Source organism: Ottowia beijingensis (genome assembly GCF_042680925.1).
Lineage (GTDB): Bacteria > Pseudomonadota > Gammaproteobacteria > Burkholderiales > Burkholderiaceae_C > Ottowia > Ottowia beijingensis.
On the sequence record NZ_JBHUEP010000006.1, the window covers coordinates 290420 to 306525 of the forward strand.

Below are 16106 nucleotides of genomic sequence, written 5' to 3' on the forward strand. Positions count from 1 at the left end.
TTGAATGAAAATGGCCTTGAGGCCAATCCAGATAAGCGCGAAAAGCTACAAAATTGAGAGTACAGGAGTGAAGTGAACATGTCCAGCACGACCCACGGCCACACGCCGTATTACTTTGTTCCGGCGGAGTCGCGTCATCCGGTGATGGCGGCCATCGGGCTGTTCTTCCTGATCGTCGGTGCCGGCATGTGGATGAACGGCGCGGTGTGGGCGCCGTACGCCTTCTTCCTGGGGCTGGTCTGGTGGCTGTTTGTGCTCTACCAGTGGTTTGGCGATGCGATCCGCGAAAGCGAAGGCGGCCTGTACGGTCGCAAGATCGACTTGTCGTACCGCTGGAGCATGAGCTGGTTCATCTTCTCCGAGGTGATGTTCTTCGGCGCCTTCTTCACCGCGCTGTGGTGGGCGCGCGCGCACTCGGTGCCGGCGCTGGGCAGCCTCGACAACGCCCTGCTGTGGCCCGACTTCAAGGCCGTGTGGCCCAGCGTGGCCGCCGGCGCCACCGCGTCGCCCGCCGGCATCGTCGAGCCGTTCCAGACCATGGGGCCGTTCTGGCTGCCCACCATCAACACCGCGCTGCTGCTGACCTCGGGCGTGACGCTGACCATCGCCCACCACGCCCTGCTGGCCAACAACCGCGCCCGCTGCATCGCCTTCATGTGGATGACGGTGCTGCTGGGCCTGATCTTCCTGTTCGTGCAGGGCTACGAGTACATGCACGCCTACCGCGACCTGAACCTCAAGCTCAGCTCGGGCGTGTACGGCTCCACCTTCTTCATGCTGACGGGCTTTCACGGCTTCCACGTGCTGGTCGGGATGCTGATGCTGTTCTTCATCACGCTGCGCCTGATGAAGGGCCACTTCACGCCGCAGCGCCACTTCGGCTTCGAAGGGGCTGCGTGGTACTGGCACTTCGTGGACGTGGTGTGGCTGGGCCTGTATATCCTGGTGTACTGGATGTAAGGCGACACACCCGATCAAACAAAAAGAGCGCCCCTGGCGCTCTTTTTGCTGGTTCCCCCTCCCGCAGGCTCAGGGGCCCGAGGAAATCCCGGTCGGCTGGATGTAGCCCAGCTTCCACGCGATCAGCACACAGATGAACAGCACCACGGACAGCCCGACACGCAGCGCCAGCGCACGCATCATGCGGCCCGCGCGCGCCGGGTCGTCGGCGTCGCCCGGCTGGCGGGGTTTCATCATGAAGAACAGCGCAGAGGCCAGGCTGCCCAGAATGCCGAGGAACGCCACGCCGACGAGCACTTTTGTCATGGGGCGCATTATTCCGTGAAAAGCTGGCACACGGGTTGGCGCGCCATGGTGGTGCTGTTGGCCACCGTGGTCGGCGTGGCCACGACGTTCTCGCTCGGCCGCTGGCAGCTGTCGCGCGCCGCCGAGAAGCAGGCGCTGTTCGCCGCCGTCCAGCAACGCGAGCAGCTGCCCGCGCTCGACGGCGCCACGCTGGCCCGCCCGCTCGACGAGGCCGCCGCCGCCGAGCTGCTGCACCGCAGCGTCACGCTGCGCGGCGAATGGCTGGCCGACCACACCATCTTTCTCGACAACCGGCCGATGCTGCGGGCCACCGGCTTCTACGTGTTCACGCCGCTGCGGCTGGCGGGCACCCAGGCCGTGGTGCTGGTGCAGCGTGGCTGGGCGCCGCGCCACATCGCCGAGCGCACGGCCCTGCCGCCGGTGCAGACGCCGGCCGGCGAGGTGCAGATCAGTGGCCGCATGGCCGCGCACCCACCCAGGTTGTATGCGCTGGGCGAAGAGCAGGGCGGGCCGATCCGGCAGAATCTCGACCTGGACGCCTTCCGCGCTGAAACCGGCCTGCCGCTGGCGAACCTGATGGTGCTGCAGACCGGCGCGCCGTCCGAGGGCCTGCGCCGCGACTGGCCCGAGCCCACCACCGGGGTCGACAAGCACTACGGCTATGCCTTTCAGTGGTTCGGTCTGTGTGCATTGATCGCGCTGCTTTTTTTGTGGTTTCAAGTTGTCAGACCTTTCTACCGCTCCCGCCGCTCCTGACGCCAAGCACGGCGACCAGCCGCTCGGCCTGACCGTGCACACCATGCCGTCACTGGGCGATGCCGTGGCGCAGGATGCACGCCGCACACGCGCCGGGCGCTGGCAGATGCTGCTGCTGGCGCTGGTGTGCGCGGCGCCGGTGATCGCCTCGTACTTCAGCTACTACGTCGTGCGGCCCGAGGGACGGCGCAACTATGGCGAGCTGATCGATCCGCAGCGCCCCATTCCCGCCGCTGCCGCCACCGATCTGAGCGGTCGTCCGTTCGACCTGACCTCGCTCAAGGGCCAGTGGCTGCTGCTCAGCGTGGCCGGCGGCGCCTGCGACGAGGCCTGCCAGAGCAACCTGTACCTGCAGCGCCAGCTGCGCGAAAGCCTGGGGCGCGACAAGGACCGCCTGGACTGGGTCTGGCTGGTCAGCGACGACGCCCGCATCCCCGACACCCTGCGCCCGGCGCTGGGCCAGGCCACCGTGGTGCGCGTGCCGGCCGATGCGCTGGCGCAATGGCTGCAGCCCGCCGCGGGTGCGCAGCTGCCCGACCACCTGTACGTGGTCGACCCGATGGGCCACTGGATGATGCGTTTTCCGCCGCATCTGGACAAGGCGACGGCGTCCAAGGCCAAGACCGATCTGCTGCGCCTGATGCGCGCCTCGGCCAGCTGGGACGAGGCTGGGAGGTGATGCTGATGCGCCACCCTGGGTCGCCCTCCGCGGGCCATTCGATTCGACGCTGCGCTGGTGGCAGCGGCCTTGGCCGCGATGACCGCCTGTGCGAGAGCGGTTGCTGAGCCATGGACACCACGCCCCTGTACGACCTGAGCCCGGCCCTGCGCCTGATGGGCATGGGGCTGGTGGTCGCGCTGGGGCCGCTGGCCTGGCTGTGGCTGCGGCACCAGAGCGCCAGCCCGGCCCGGCGCCTGCAGGCGCTGACGCTGCTCACGCTGTTCCTCACCTTCGATCTGGTGCTGTTCGGCGCCTTCACGCGGCTTACCGATTCGGGCCTGGGCTGCCCCGACTGGCCCGGCTGCTACGGCAAGGCCAGCCCGGTGGGCGCCCGCGAGCACATTGCCGCCGCGCAAGAGGCCATGCCCACCGGCCCCGTCACCCACGGCAAGGCCTGGGTGGAGATGATCCACCGCTACCTGGCCACCGGCGTGGGCGTGCTGATCATCGTGCTGGCGCTGGCCACCTGGCTGCAGTGGCGGCGCGCGCGCGCGGCGGTGGGCGAAAGCGCGGCACCGGTGCACCCGGGCTGGCCGCTGTTCACGCTGGCGTGGGTGTGCGCGCAGGGCGCGTTCGGCGCGCTCACCGTCACCATGAAGCTGTTTCCCGCCATCGTCACCCTGCACCTGCTGGGCGGCGTGGGCCTGCTGGTGCTGCTGGCGGTGCAGGCCGAGCGCTACCGGCAGGCCGCCGGCGCGCCGGTCGAGCCCGTGGGCAGCGGCCTGCGCGCGCTGCTGTGGGCGGCGGCGCTCATGGTGGGCCTGCAGATCGCCCTGGGCGGCTGGGTGAGCACCAACTACGCCGTGCTGGTGTGCAACACCTTCCCGATGTGCCAGGGCAGCTGGTGGCCCGAGATGGATTTCGCGCAGGGCTTCGAGCTGTGGCGGCCGCTGGGCACCTCGGCCGACGGTTCGCCGCTGGCGTTCCATGCGCTCACGGCCATCCACTACACGCACCGGCTGTTCGCCTACGCCGTGTTCGTGGTGCTGGGCTTGCTGGCCTGGCGCCTGCACCAGCGCGGCCGGCTGGCGCGGCAGCGCCGCTGGATCGTCGGCCTGGCGGCGCTGCAACTGGTCACAGGCCTGTCGAACGTGATCCTCGACTGGCCGCTGCTGGCCGCCGTGCTGCACACCGGCGGCGCCGCGGCGCTGATGACGGTGCTGGCCTGGGCGCTGTGCGCCAGCCGCCGCGCCGCGGTGCCCGTGACGGCCGAGACGCGGGCGGCGCGCGAGGTGGCCGCATGAGCGCCCAGCCCGCCACGCCCACCGTCACCCTGTCGGCCATGCCGGTCTGGCGCCAGTACTACGTGCTGACCAAGCCGCGCGTGGTGCAGCTCATCGTGTTCTGCGCGCTCATCGGCATGGTGCTGGCGGTGCCGGGCCTGCCCAGCGGCGCGGCGCTGCGGCGCATGCTGATCGCCTGCGCCGGCATCTGGCTGGTGGCCGGCGCGGCAGCGGCGTTCAACTGCCTGATCGAGAAAACCATCGACGCCAAGATGCGCCGCACCGCCTGGCGCCCCACGGCGCGCGGGCAGCTCAGCGACACGCAGGCGCTGGCCTTCTCGGCCCTGCTGTGCGCCCTCGGCTCGGCCATCCTGTACGTGTGGGTCAATCCGCTCACGATGTGGCTGACATTCGCCACCTTCGTCGGCTATGCGGTCATCTACACCGTGATCCTGAAGCCGCTGACGCCGCAGAACATCGTCATCGGCGGCGCCAGCGGCGCCATGCCGCCGCTGCTGGGCTGGACGGCGATGACCAACCACGTCGCGCCCGAGGCGCTGATCCTGGTGCTGATCATCTTCCTGTGGACGCCGCCGCACTTCTGGGCGCTGGCGCTGTACCGCGTGGAGGACTACCGCAAGAGCGGCCTGCCCATGCTGCCTGTGACGCACGGCAACGAGTTCACGCGCCTGCAGATTCTGCTCTACACCTTCATCCTGCTGGCGGCCTGCCTGCTGCCCTTCATCTACCGCCTCAGCGGCTGGATCTACCTGGCGGCGGCGCTGGTGCTCAACGCGGGCTTCATCTGGCACGCCTTCAAGCTGTGGCGCAGCTACTCCGACGCGCAGGCGCGCAAGACCTTCCGCTTCTCGCTGATCCACCTGTCGCTGCTGTTCGCGGCGCTGCTGCTGGACCACTACCTGCTATGAATCCACGTCGAATTGCTATTAAACAAATAGCTGCTGGCGCCCTGCTGGCAGGCGCTGCGGCCGTTTTGACTGCCTGCCAGCCCGGCAAGCCGCAGTTTCGCGGCATCGACATCACCGGTGCCGATTACGCCAAGGACTTCGCGCTCACCGACTTCAACGGCCGCCCGCGCACCCTGCAGGATTTCAAGGGCAAGGCGGTGGTGATGTTCTTCGGCTTCACGCAATGCCCCGACGTGTGCCCCACCACCATGACCGAGATGGCGCAGGTCAAGCAACTGCTGGGGCCGGATGGCGACAAGCTGCAGGTGCTGTTCGTCAGCATTGACCCCGAGCGCGACACGCCCGAGGTGCTGAAGGCCTACATGGGCAGCTTCGACCCCGGCTTCCTGGGCCTGTACGCCGCATCGCCCGAGGCGCTGGCCGCGCTGGCCAAGGACTACAAGATCTACTTCAAGAAGGTCGACGGCAAGACCCCCACCAGCTACAGCATGGACCACAGCGCGCAGAGCTACATCTACGATCCGCAGGGCCGGCTGCGCCTGTACAGCCGCTACGGCAGCGATCCGAAGCTGGTGGCCGAAGACATCAAGCTGCTGCTGGGTGGGGCCTGATCAATAAAGATAGCTGCTTGCGCTTGGTATACAAGGGTTTCAGATATAAAATCATCTGAAATCAAGACGTAGCAGGCGCAAGCAGCTCACTTTATTGAAGCGCCTCATTCCGCCTTGATGCCCTGCGTGCGGATGATGCCGCCCAGCACCTGCGCGTCGCTGCGGATGCGGTTGGCCAGCCCCTCGGGCGACGAGCCCACGGCCTGCCAACCCTGTTGGAACAGGCGCTGGCGCATCTCGGGCGCACGCACGATGGCGCTGACGGCCGCGGCCAGCTTCTCGACATGCGCCTTCGGCATGCTGGCCGGCGCGGCCACGGCGTTCCAGATCTCCAGGTTGAAATCCTTCACGCCGGCTTCGGCCAGGCTGGGCAGGTCGGGCACCAGCGTGCTGCGCCCGCTGGAGGTGACGCCGATGCCGCGCAGCTTGCCGGCCTTGATCTGCGTGTTGGCCAGCGCCGGTGGCAGCATCGACAGCTGCAGGTCGCCCCCCACCATGGCGTTGAACACCTGCGGGTAGCCGGGGTAGGGCACGTGCACCGGCGCGATGCCAGCGCGGCTTTTCAGCAGCTCCATGCCGATGTGGCCCACCGTGCCCACGCCGGGCGAGCCGTAGCTCCACTTGTCGCCGGCGGCGCGCGCGGCGTCGAAGAAGGCCCGCGCATCACCGCCCGCGGCGCTGGCCGGGGCGGTGAGCACCAGCGGCGCCACGCCGACCAGGCTGACCGGCGCCAGGTCCTTCAGCGGGTCGTAGCGCACGGCGGGGTTCAGCAGCCGGGCGATGGTCATGTTGCCGTTGATCATCAGGCCGATGGTGTGGCCGTCGGTGGCCTTGGCCACCGCGTCGGCGCCGATGTTGCCGCCGGCACCGGCGCGGTTGTCGACGATGACGGGCTGGCCCAGCGCCTTCTCCAGCGGGTCGGCCAGCGCGCGCGCCGTCAGGTCGGGCGACGAGCCGGCCGGAAAGCCGACGATGATGCGCAGCGGCTTGGCAGGCCAGGCCGCGGCCTGTGCGAAGGCCGGCGTGGCGGCGCCGATGGCAGCGAGCAGGGCGGCGCCGGCGATCAGCGCGCGGCGGGAGAGCGGGGCAATGGGCATGGTGGTGTCGTGAATGGGCGAGGGGCGCGGCCCGCGGTGGCGGCCGCTGAAAAACGCGATGTTAGCCGGCGCCGGGCGCGCCTCAGCCCAGCACGCGCACCCGGTCTTCGGCCGGCCCCATGCGGCCGGCGCGCGCGGCGCCCAGCATCCAGCGCAGCACGGCAGCGCCGTTGAGCGGCTTTCTCGGCAGCATGGCCACGCTCACGCGCAGGTCGAGCGCGTCGCCCTTGGCCAGCAGCGCGGAGTCGCGCGCGCCCTCGTCGACGATGCGGAGCGCTCGCGCGATGGCGTCGTGCCGCGTGGTGGGTGCTTCCAGCAGCACGGCGAAGTCGGCCTCGCTCACGCGCGCGGCCAGGTCCACCTCGCCGGCGATGCGGCGCAGGCGCGAGGCCGTGAGTACCAGCGCGCGCTCGGCGGCCTGCAGGCCGTGCGCGGCGGCAATGTCCTTCCAGTTGGCCACGTGCACCACCAGCACGGCAAAGCTGCTGCCCTGCTTGTCGGCGCGCGCCAGGGCGCCGTCCAGGCGCGGCGTCAGCACCCGCAGGTTGGCCAGGCCGGTGAGCGCGTCGGTGGTGGCCGAGGCCGCGGCGCGCACGCGCGCTTCGCGCCGGCTGGCCACGCCGGTGGCGATGGCGTATAGCAGGATCGGCATCTCCAGCGCCGCGCCGATGGCCAGGCCGTAGCGCGTCAGCCCGCTGGTGGCGATGAGCCCCAGCGTGCGCGCCAGCGGAAACAGCGCCAGCAGCAGCATGGGCATGAAACCGAGGATGGCCAGGCGCAGGTGCCGGTCGGGGCTGCGCCGCCACGCCAGCGCCATGCACACGGCGACCAGTGCCAGCAGCAGCAGCAACACGTCGCCGATCAGCCGGTAGGTGGCGCCCAGCGGCACGGCGATGTCGACCAGCACCAGCGTGGTGGTGAGCGCGGCCACGGCCAGCACCGCGCGGTCCAGCCAGACCGAGCTGCGCGCCGGCTCGGTCAGCATGCGGATGAACAGCAGGCCGACGACTGCCGACAGCGATGGCGCGACGAAGGTGGACAGGCGGTTCCACCAGTCCCAGTACGGCCACACGTACTGCGCGCCGGTGCCCAGCTGGGCCAGCTGGGTGATGCCGACCGAGGCCACGTAGGCCGCGTAGCCGATCATCAGACGGTCGCGCCAGGCGATGGACAGCGCCAGCGCCATCATCAGCACCATGGCCAGCAGGCCGAAGTAGCCCCCGAGCAGGAACTGCTCCTGATCGCGCGACACGGCCAGCGGCGTGCCGCTGATGAGGCGGATGGGCGCCGAGTAGGCCACGCGCGCGTGCTCGACGCGCAACCAGTAATCCACCGGCGTCTCGGTCTTGGTGGTGAGCGAAAAGGTGGGCAGGCGCCCCGGCACCGGCCAGTGCGGCACGGGCACGGCGTCGCCGGCTTCCTGCCGGTGCCAGGCGCCGTCGCCGCTGCGCTGGTACAGCACGGCGCGGTCGATGCCGGAATCCATCAGCTCGATGAACCAGCGCTGGGGCGCCGACTGCTGGTGCGCGCGAAAGCGGAACCACAGCACCTGCCCGTCCAGCGGGTAGCGCGCCTCGTCCAGCACGGGGCGCCAGTCCAGCGCGTCACCCTGGCGCGCCACGGCGTCGATGTCGAGCTGGCCGCCGCTGTCGATCCAGAACTGCGCATGCCCTGGCAGCGGCACCACCGGCCGCACCCGGGCATCGAGCTCGATCACCGCCGGTGGCGGGCCGGCTAGCGCGGCGCTGCCCAGCGCCAGCAACACCAGCGCCAGGCCATGGCGCGCACGGCCCGGCAGGCGAAGAAACCAGTGAAGCAAGGCAACGACGGCAGGCACGCCGAACTTTTAAGCCAGTTCGTTACATGCCTGGCTTACAAACGGGCAAGAAAAACCCGGGCAAGCCCGGGTTCCGTGAAGTTTTTCTGCGCTTGCCCGCCGCGTGGGGCGTCAGGCGTATTCGGCCAGCGCCGTGCGCATCTTCTTCATGGCCGCCACCTCGATCTGGCGGATGCGCTCGGCGCTCACGCCGTACTCGGCGGCCAGCTCGTGCAGCGTCATGCCGCCCGAGCCGTCGTCGTTCACGTTCAGCCAGCGCTCGGTCACGATGCGGCGGCTGCGCTCGTCCAGGCTCTTCAGCGCCGTGGCAATGCCCTCGGTGGCCAGCACGTCGCGCTGGGCCGATTCGATCATCGCCGTCGGCTCGTGGCCGGCGTCCGACAGGTAGGCGATGGGGCCGAAGGCTTGCTCGCCGTCGTCCGAGGGCGCCGGATCCAGCAGGATGTCGCCGCCGGACAGGCGCGTTTCCATCTCGCGCACTTCTTCCGGCTTCACGTTCAGTTCGCGCGCCACCACGTCGATCTGCGCGTCGGTCAGCGCGTCGCGGTGCGTGATGTCATCGGCCGCGTCCTCGACCTTGAAGCCCTGCTTCATCGAGCGCAGGTTGAAGAACAGCTTGCGCTGCGCCTTGGTGGTGGCCACCTTGACCAGGCGCCAGTTCTTCAGGATGTATTCGTGGATCTCGGCCTTGATCCAGTGCAGCGCGTAGCTCACCAGGCGCACGCCCTGGTCGGGGTCGAAGCGCTTGACGGCTTTCATCAGGCCCACGTTGCCTTCCTGGATCAGGTCGGCGTGCGGCAGGCCGTAGCCCAGGTACTGGCGCGAAGTGCTGACCACCAGCCGCAGGTGCGATAGCACCAGCTTGCCGGCCGCCTCGATGTCGCCGCTGTCGCGCAACTCGCGCGCAAAGCGCTGCTCTTCCTCCTGCGTCAGCATGGGCAGGCGGTTGACGGCCGTGATGTAGGCGTCCAGATTGCCCAGCGGCGGTACAACAGCCCACGGGTTGGCCAGCGCCACGGCGTTTGCTGAAGTGGTTGCCGAATGGGTCATCGTCGAATGTCCTTTCATGTTGCTCAGGTATTCTAGCACTCTCTTCGATTGAGTGCTAAGGGCAAAGTTCAATCCCTTGCCTGCATTCTGCGGCACGGCCGGTGCTCTGGACGTAGGCTGAAGGCGATGCCCTGTGTCGGGTGCGGTTTCTGGCAGGAAAAAATGAATGAAAAATGGCTTTTGCGCCCACCAGGAAAGCGCGAGTAGCTATAAAAACAATATCAACATGGCGCGTCCAGGCGTTCATGGGCCAGGGCGCGCACCAAAGCCAGCACGGCCTGCTGCGTGCCGGTGGTGGGGCGCAGGCTGCTGACGGCGGTGTAGAGCGGGATGCGCAGCCGTGCCCCGGTGGCGGTGACGATGGGGCAGGCCTGGAAGGCGGCAGCTTGCGCGGCGCCGGCCAGGGCGTGGCGCGACAGGATGGCGCAGCCGGCGCCATCCTGCACCAGGTCCAGGATGGCGGCCACGCCGTCGATCTCCAGCGCCACCTCGGGGCGGCAACCCGCCCGCGCCATTTCCGCTTCGATGTGCATGCGGATGGCGTTGGGCCGGGTGGGGATGACCAGCGGCAGGCGGGCGACTTCGGGCAGCGTCATCTCCGCGTCTGGGGCGGCGTGCCCCGCTTCTTCGGCGCGGCGCACCAGCAGCAGCGCGTCGCTGGCCAGCGGGGCGATTTCGAGGCCCGGCACGGGCTGCGCGTTGTAGAGCACGGCGATGTCGAGGCGGCCGCTGGCCACCTGCTCCTGCATGCCGGTTGACAGCGCCTCGGTGATCGACAGGCGCGCATCCGGCAGTTGCTGACGAAAGCCCTGCAGCAGCGGCACGGCCAGCGCACGTGCCACGGACGGCGGCAGCCCCAGCGTGACGCGCCCCGCCAGGCCGCCGCGCAGGCGGGCCAGTTCCTCACGCGCACGGTCTACCTGGTGCAGGATGCCGCGCGCATGCTCCAGCAGCACCTGGCCGGCCTCGGTGGGGACGGCGCCGCGGCCGTTGCGCGCCAGCAGGGTCTGGCGCAGTTCCACCTCCAGCAGGCGCACCTGGCGGCTCAGGGCCGGCTGGGCCACGCCCAGCGCAATCGCGGCGCGGGTGAAGCCGCCCAGTTCGGCCACGCGCACGAAGTATTCAAGTTGGCGCAGGTCCATGGCGATATTTAAATTTGAGCATAACTTTAAATCAGCGATGCCCTATTGGCATATCTGATAGTGCCGCCTACCGGTAGCGCTGGGAAGGTCGGCATCGCACAATGGCTCATCCCCCACCAGAAGCATCCGAGGAGCCCATGAGCCAAGCCAATCCGCTCATCATCGACTGCCACGGCCACTACACCACCGCCCCCAAGGCGCTGGAGCACTGGCGCAACCAGCAGATTGCCGGCATCGCCGACCCCGCAGCCAAGCCCAAGGTCAGCGATCTGAAGATTTCCGACGACGAACTGCGCGAGTCGATCGAGACCAACCAGCTCAAGCTGATGAAGGAGCGCGGCAGCGATCTGACCATCTTCAGCCCGCGCGCCAGCTTCATGGCGCACCACATCGGCGACTTCGCCGTGAGCAGCACCTGGGCGGCGATCTGCAACGAGCTGTGCTACCGCGTCAGCCAGCTGTTCCCCGACCACTTCATCGGCGCCGCCATGCTGCCGCAGTCGCCGGGTGTCGATCCGGCCACCTGCATCCCCGAACTGGAAAAGTGCGTCAAGGACTACGGCTTCGTCGGCATCAACCTGAACCCGGACCCCTCCGGCGGCCACTGGACCAGCCCGCCGCTGACCGACCGCCACTGGTACCCCATCTACGAGAAGATGGTCGAGTACGACATCCCGGCCATGGTGCACGTCAGCACCTCGTGCAATGCGTGCTTCCACACCACCGGCGCGCATTACCTGAACGCCGACACCACGGCCTTCATGCAGTGCCTGCAGGGTGATCTGTTCAAGGATTTCCCCAGCCTGAAGTTCATCATCCCGCACGGCGGCGGCGCGGTGCCCTACCACTGGGGGCGCTTTCGCGGCCTGGCGCAGGAGATGAAGAAGCCGCTGCTGCAGGACCATCTGCTGAACAACATCTTCTTCGACACCTGCGTGTACCACCAGCCGGGCATCGACCTGCTGACCAAGGTGATCCCCGTCGACAACATCCTGTTCGCCAGCGAGATGATCGGCGCCGTGCGCGGCATCGACCCCGAGACCGGCCACTACTACGACGACACCAAGCGCTACGTGCAGGCCACCGACAATCTGACGGATGAGCAGCGCTACAAGGTCTACGAAGGCAACGCGCGGCGCGTGTTTCCGCGGCTCGACGCAGCACTCAAGAAGAAGGGGAAATAAGCCATGTACGAACTCGGCGTCGTCTACCGCCATATCACTCGCACCGATGCGGCCACGGCCGACGCGCTGGCCCAATACGGCAGCGCCACCGTGCACGAGGCCATGGGCCGCGTCGGCTTGCTCAAGCCCTACATGCGGCCCATCTACCCCGGCGCGCAGGTCAGCGGCACGGCCGTCACCGTGCTGCTGCACCCCGGCGACAACTGGATGATGCACGTGGTGGCCGAGCAGATTCAGCCGGGCGACATCGTGGTCGCCGCCATCACCGCAGAGTGCACCGACGGCTACTTCGGCGACCTGCTGGCTACCAGTTTCCAGGCGCGTGGCGCGCGGGCGCTGGTCATCGACGCCGGCGTGCGCGACGTGAAGACGCTGAAGGAAATGAGCTTCCCGGTCTGGAGCAAGGCGATCTCGTCCAAGGGCACGATCAAGGCCACGCTGGGCAGCGTCAACATCCCCGTGGTGTGCGCCGGCATGGTGGTCAACCCGGGTGACGTGATCGTGGCGGACGACGACGGCGTGGTCTGCGTGCCGCGCGCCATGGCGGCCAAGACGCTGGAAGCCGCCGCCGCACGCGAAGCCAACGAAGGCGCCAAGCGCGAGCAGCTCGCCAGCGGCGTGCTCGGCGTCGACATGTACAAGATGCGCGAGCCGCTGGCCAAGGCGGGGCTGCGCTACATCGACTGACGCTAGAACAGCCAAACAGCCAAACAGCCGGACGCAGAGGACGCAGAGATTGCGCAGAGGACGCAAAAGAAACAACCAAAATAAAAGGTTTTCTTTCTTGCGTTCTCTGCGAATCCTCTGCGTCCGGTATTCAGGATTTCCAAGCCCACCATGACCAAACCCACCACCGGCGATTTCGAGAAAACCAAGGGCTGGCTCGACTGGTACGAAGGCCCGAGCAAGCCGCGCTTTGCGCTGCCGCCTGGCAGCGTCGACGCGCACTGCCACGTGTTCGGCCCCGGCGCCGAATTTCCCTACGCGCCCGAGCGCAAGTACACGCCCTGTGATGCCAGCAAGGCGCAGCTGTTCGCGCTGCGCGACCACCTGGGCTTCGCGCGCAACGTCATCGTGCAGGCCACCTGCCACGGCGCCGACAACCGCGCCATGGTCGATGCCTGCATCGCCAGCAACGGCAAGGCGCGCGGCGTGGCCACCGTGCGGCGCGACATCAGCGACGAAGAGCTGCAGCGCCTGCACGATGCCGGCGTGCGCGGCGTGCGCTTCAACTTCGTCAAGCGCCTGGTCGACTTCACCCCGCGCGACGAACTGATGGAAATCGCCGGCCGCATCGCCAAACTGGGCTGGCACGTGGTCATCTACTTCGAGGCGGTCGATCTGCCCGAGCTCTGGGACTTCTTCACCAGCCTGCCGACCACGGTGGTGGTCGACCACATGGGCCGCCCCGACGTGACCCAGCCGGTGGATGGCCCCGAGTTCGAGCTGTTCGTGAGGTTCATGCGCGAGCACCCCAACGTGTGGAGCAAGGTGAGCTGCCCCGAGCGCCTGTCGGTCAGCGGCCCCAAGGCGTTGGATGGCGAGCAGGCCGCCTACCGCGACGTCGTGCCCTTCGCGCGCCGCATCGTCGAAACCTTCCCCGACCGCGTGCTGTGGGGCACCGACTGGCCGCACCCCAACCTGAAGGACCACATGCCCGACGATGGGCTGCTGGTCGATTTCATCCCCCACATCGCGCCCACGGCCGAACTGCAGCGCAAGCTGCTGGTCGACAATCCCATGCGCCTGTATTGGCCTGAAGAAGTGAAGTAAACGAGGAGACACACCATGGCACTCGACAAACCCTATCTCGACGTCCCCGGCACGACCATCTTCGATGCCGACCAGAGCCGCAAGGGCTACTGGCTCAACCAGTTCTGCATGAGCCTTATGAAGGACGAAAACCGCAAACGCTTCAAGGCTGACGAGGATGCCTACCTGGCCGAATGGCCCATGACCGACGAGCAGCGTGCGGCCGTGCGTGCGCGCGACCTGAACTGGATGATGCGCACCGGCGGCAACATCTATTTCTTGAGCAAGCTGGGCGCCACCGATGGCCTGAGCTTTCAGCAGATGGCCGGCAGCATGACCGGCATGACCGAGCAGCAGTACCGCGACATGATGGTAGCCGGCGGCCGCACGCCCGAGGGCAACCGCGTGGTGGGCGAGGGTGGCAATGCGCAGGGCCCCATGGCCCGCTCCGATGCCTGGCAGGCGTGGGAAGAAAAAGCACAGAAAGAGCTCGCAGACGCCGTGCAGCAGGCGCAGGAAGCTCCTAGAACAGGAGCAAACGGCAACGCCCGTATCACCGCGTCGGTCTACAGCTCGCACGTGCCGGCCATCGGCGCCGCCATCGACCACGGCAAGACCGAGGAGCCGTACTGGGTACCCATGTTCAAGGGCTTCGAGTTCAGCAAGCAGTGGATGAAGGAGAACACGCCCGACGTGATCTTCCTCGTCTACAACGACCATGCCACCAACTTCGACCTGGGCGTGATCCCGACCTTTGCCATCGGCACCGCGGCCGAGTTCGAGCCGGCCGACGAAGGCTACGGCCCGCGCCCCGTGCCGGTGGTCAAGGGCCATCCCAAGCTGGCCTCGCACATCGCGCAGTCGGTGATCCAGCAGGACTTCGACCTCACCATCGTCAACGACCTGAAGGTGGATCACGGCCTGACGGTGCCGATGAACCTGATGTTCGGCAGCCCGGCTGAATGGCCCTGCAAGGTGATCCCGTTCCACGTCAACGTGGTGCAGTACCCCGTGCCGTCGGGCAAGCGCTGCTTTGCGCTGGGCCAGGCCATCCGCCGCGCCATCGAGAGCTACGACGAGCCGCTGAAGGTGCAGATCTGGGGCACGGGCGGCATGAGCCACCAGCTGCAGGGCCCGCGCGCCGGCCTGATCAACGCCGAATGGGACAACCGCTTCCTCGACCGCCTGATCGCCGACCCGGCCGATCTGTCCACCATGCCGCACATCGACTACGTGCGCGAGGCGGGCAGCGAAGGCATCGAGCTGGTGATGTGGCTGATCGCCCGCGGCGCGATGAGCGACGTGGCCGGCAGCGGCCAGGCGCCGAAGGTGGCGCACCGCTTCTTCCATGTGCCGGCGTCGAACACGGCCGTGGGGCACCTTATTCTGGAGAACCAAGTCTGAGGCTTTTAACGCCGTCCATACGCAGAGGACGCAGAAAATTCAAACTGTGTTCTGAGCCTTCGGTATCTTCTGCGTCCTCTGCGGAACCTCCGCGTCCTCTGCGTCCGGCTGTTTCGGCAGCGTTTCTACACACACAGGAATCACCATGACCCAACCCATCAAAGTCGCGCTGGCCGGTGCCGGCGCCTTCGGCATCAAGCACCTGGACGGCATTAAGAACATCGACGGCGTCGAGGTCGTGTCCCTCATCGGCCGCCGCAGGGAGCCGACGCAGGAAGTGGCCGACAAGTACGGCATCCCGCACGTGGCGACCGACCTGGCCGAAAGCCTGGCGCTGCCCGAGGTCGATGCCGTCATCCTGTGCACGCCCACGCAGATGCACGCCGAGCAGTCCATCCAGTGCCTGCAGGCCGGCAAGCACGTGCAGGTCGAGATTCCGCTGTGCGACAACCTGGCCGATGGCCAGCGCGTGGCCGAAGTGCAGAAGAAGACCGGCCTGGTGGCCATGTGCGGCCACACGCGCCGCTTCAACCCCAGCCACCAGTACGTGCACAAGAAGATCAAGGCCGGCGAATTCAACATCCAGCAGATGGATGTGCAGACCTACTTCTTCCGCCGCAGCAACATCAACGCCGCCGGCCAGCCGCGCAGCTGGACGGACCACCTGCTGTGGCACCACGCCGCCCACACGGTGGACCTGTTCGCCTACCAGGCCGGCAGCCCCATCGTGCAGGCCAACGCCATCCAGGGCCCGATCCACCCCGATCTGGGCATCGCCATGGACATGAGCATCCAGCTCAAGGCGGCCAACGGCGCCATCTGCACGCTGTCCCTGAGCTTCAACAACGACGGCCCGCTGGGCACCTTCTTCCGCTACATCGGCGACACGGCGACCTACATCGCGCGCTACGACGATTTGTTCACCGGCAAGGAGGAGAAGATCGATGTGTCGAAGGTCGATGTCAGCATGAACGGCATCGAGCTGCAGGACCGCGAGTTCTTCGCCGCCATCCGCGAAGGCCGCGAGCCCAACGCCAGCGTGGCGCAGGTGCTGCCCTGCTACCAGGTCCTGCACGATCTGGAGCAACAGCTGAACGCTTCTTGATTAATAGCTGCCTGCGCCTGATACATAAG

General features: G+C 67.7%; 16 protein-coding genes and 1 pseudogene. 12 read left to right on the forward strand and 5 right to left on the reverse strand.

All coding sequences use genetic code 11. From position 1 onward, the window contains the following. Nucleotides 1-78 precede the first annotated feature (78 nt). On the forward strand, nt 79-960 hold the full coding sequence (locus ACFSCU_RS08550; RefSeq protein ID WP_180549770.1) for a cytochrome c oxidase subunit 3: 882 nt from the start codon (nt 79-81) through the stop codon (nt 958-960). Between the two features lie 69 nt (nt 961-1029). On the opposite strand, the gene ACFSCU_RS08555 is transcribed toward ACFSCU_RS08550, so the two are convergent. Then, entirely contained in the window at nt 1030-1266 is a 237-nt protein-coding gene (locus tag ACFSCU_RS08555) for a twin transmembrane helix small protein (RefSeq protein ID WP_257645629.1), read from the reverse strand. 45 nt (nt 1267-1311) lie between these two features. Between ACFSCU_RS08555 and ACFSCU_RS08560 the strand changes: the two genes are divergently transcribed. From ACFSCU_RS08560 to ACFSCU_RS08580, 5 genes are all read left to right on the forward strand, one after another. Continuing rightward, nucleotides 1312-2022: an SURF1 family protein gene (locus tag ACFSCU_RS08560; protein WP_377560523.1), complete on the forward strand. Its 711-nt coding sequence runs from the start codon at nt 1312-1314 to the stop codon at nt 2020-2022. A gap of 43 nt (nt 2023-2065) precedes the next feature. Further along, the gene (locus tag ACFSCU_RS08565; RefSeq protein WP_257645997.1) at nt 2066-2701 is read left to right on the forward strand and encodes a thioredoxin domain-containing protein; all 636 of its coding nucleotides are present in this window, start codon (nt 2066-2068) and stop codon (nt 2699-2701) included. A 110-nt stretch (nt 2702-2811) separates the two neighbouring features. Next, nucleotides 2812-3987: a COX15/CtaA family protein gene (locus tag ACFSCU_RS08570; protein ID WP_377560429.1), complete on the forward strand. Its 1176-nt coding sequence runs from the start codon at nt 2812-2814 to the stop codon at nt 3985-3987. Continuing rightward, the gene (gene cyoE / locus ACFSCU_RS08575; RefSeq protein WP_180549767.1) at nt 3984-4895 is read left to right on the forward strand and encodes a heme o synthase; all 912 of its coding nucleotides are present in this window, start codon (nt 3984-3986) and stop codon (nt 4893-4895) included. Before ACFSCU_RS08570 ends, cyoE begins: the two co-directional genes overlap by 4 nt. Beyond that, the gene (locus ACFSCU_RS08580) at nt 4892-5506 is read left to right on the forward strand and encodes an SCO family protein (RefSeq protein ID WP_333705321.1); all 615 of its coding nucleotides are present in this window, start codon (nt 4892-4894) and stop codon (nt 5504-5506) included. The genes cyoE and ACFSCU_RS08580 overlap by 4 nt, the downstream gene beginning before the upstream one ends. A 104-nt stretch (nt 5507-5610) precedes the next feature. Here ACFSCU_RS08580 and ACFSCU_RS08585 read toward each other — a convergent pair whose 3' ends face one another. From ACFSCU_RS08585 to ACFSCU_RS08600, 4 genes are all read right to left on the reverse strand, one after another. After that, the gene (locus ACFSCU_RS08585; protein ID WP_377560430.1) at nt 5611-6603 is read right to left on the reverse strand and encodes a Bug family tripartite tricarboxylate transporter substrate binding protein; all 993 of its coding nucleotides are present in this window, start codon (nt 6601-6603) and stop codon (nt 5611-5613) included. A gap of 82 nt (nt 6604-6685) precedes the next feature. Beyond that, nucleotides 6686-8440: a 7TM diverse intracellular signaling domain-containing protein gene (locus tag ACFSCU_RS08590; RefSeq protein WP_377560431.1), complete on the reverse strand. Its 1755-nt coding sequence runs from the start codon at nt 8438-8440 to the stop codon at nt 6686-6688. A gap of 111 nt (nt 8441-8551) precedes the next feature. Further along, complete coding sequence (gene rpoH, locus ACFSCU_RS08595; RefSeq protein ID WP_180549764.1) at nt 8552-9490, reverse strand: RNA polymerase sigma factor RpoH; 939 nt, start codon at nt 9488-9490, stop codon at nt 8552-8554. Nucleotides 9491-9711: 221 nt separating this feature from the next. Further along, nucleotides 9712-10632, reverse strand: a complete 921-nt coding sequence (locus ACFSCU_RS08600) for a LysR substrate-binding domain-containing protein (RefSeq protein ID WP_180549763.1) — start codon at nt 10630-10632, stop codon at nt 9712-9714. 137 nt (nt 10633-10769) lie between these two features. Between ACFSCU_RS08600 and ACFSCU_RS08605 the strand changes: the two genes are divergently transcribed. The 6 genes and pseudogenes from ACFSCU_RS08605 (at nt 10770) to ACFSCU_RS08630 (ending at nt 16077) form a co-directional block, all read left to right on the forward strand. Continuing rightward, complete coding sequence (locus tag ACFSCU_RS08605; RefSeq protein ID WP_180549762.1) at nt 10770-11816, forward strand: amidohydrolase family protein; 1047 nt, start codon at nt 10770-10772, stop codon at nt 11814-11816. 3 nt (nt 11817-11819) lie between these two features. Next, nucleotides 11820-12503 (forward strand): 4-carboxy-4-hydroxy-2-oxoadipate aldolase/oxaloacetate decarboxylase, encoded by a 684-nt coding sequence (ligK, locus tag ACFSCU_RS08610; protein ID WP_180549761.1) that lies wholly within the window; start codon nt 11820-11822, stop codon nt 12501-12503. 150 nt (nt 12504-12653) lie between these two features. Next, complete coding sequence (locus ACFSCU_RS08615) at nt 12654-13589, forward strand: amidohydrolase family protein (RefSeq protein WP_377560432.1); 936 nt, start codon at nt 12654-12656, stop codon at nt 13587-13589. A gap of 15 nt (nt 13590-13604) precedes the next feature. Further along, nucleotides 13605-13973: pseudogene (ligA, locus tag ACFSCU_RS08620) on the forward strand (protocatechuate 4,5-dioxygenase subunit alpha); the annotation flags it as partial. Nucleotides 13974-14069: 96 nt separating this feature from the next. Next, on the forward strand, nt 14070-14972 hold the full coding sequence (locus ACFSCU_RS08625) for a class III extradiol dioxygenase subunit beta (protein WP_308645909.1): 903 nt from the start codon (nt 14070-14072) through the stop codon (nt 14970-14972). Between the two features lie 145 nt (nt 14973-15117). Then, nucleotides 15118-16077, forward strand: coding sequence for a Gfo/Idh/MocA family oxidoreductase (locus ACFSCU_RS08630; protein WP_377560434.1), 960 nt, complete (start codon nt 15118-15120; stop codon nt 16075-16077). The last annotated feature ends 29 nt before the right edge of the window (nt 16078-16106 follow it).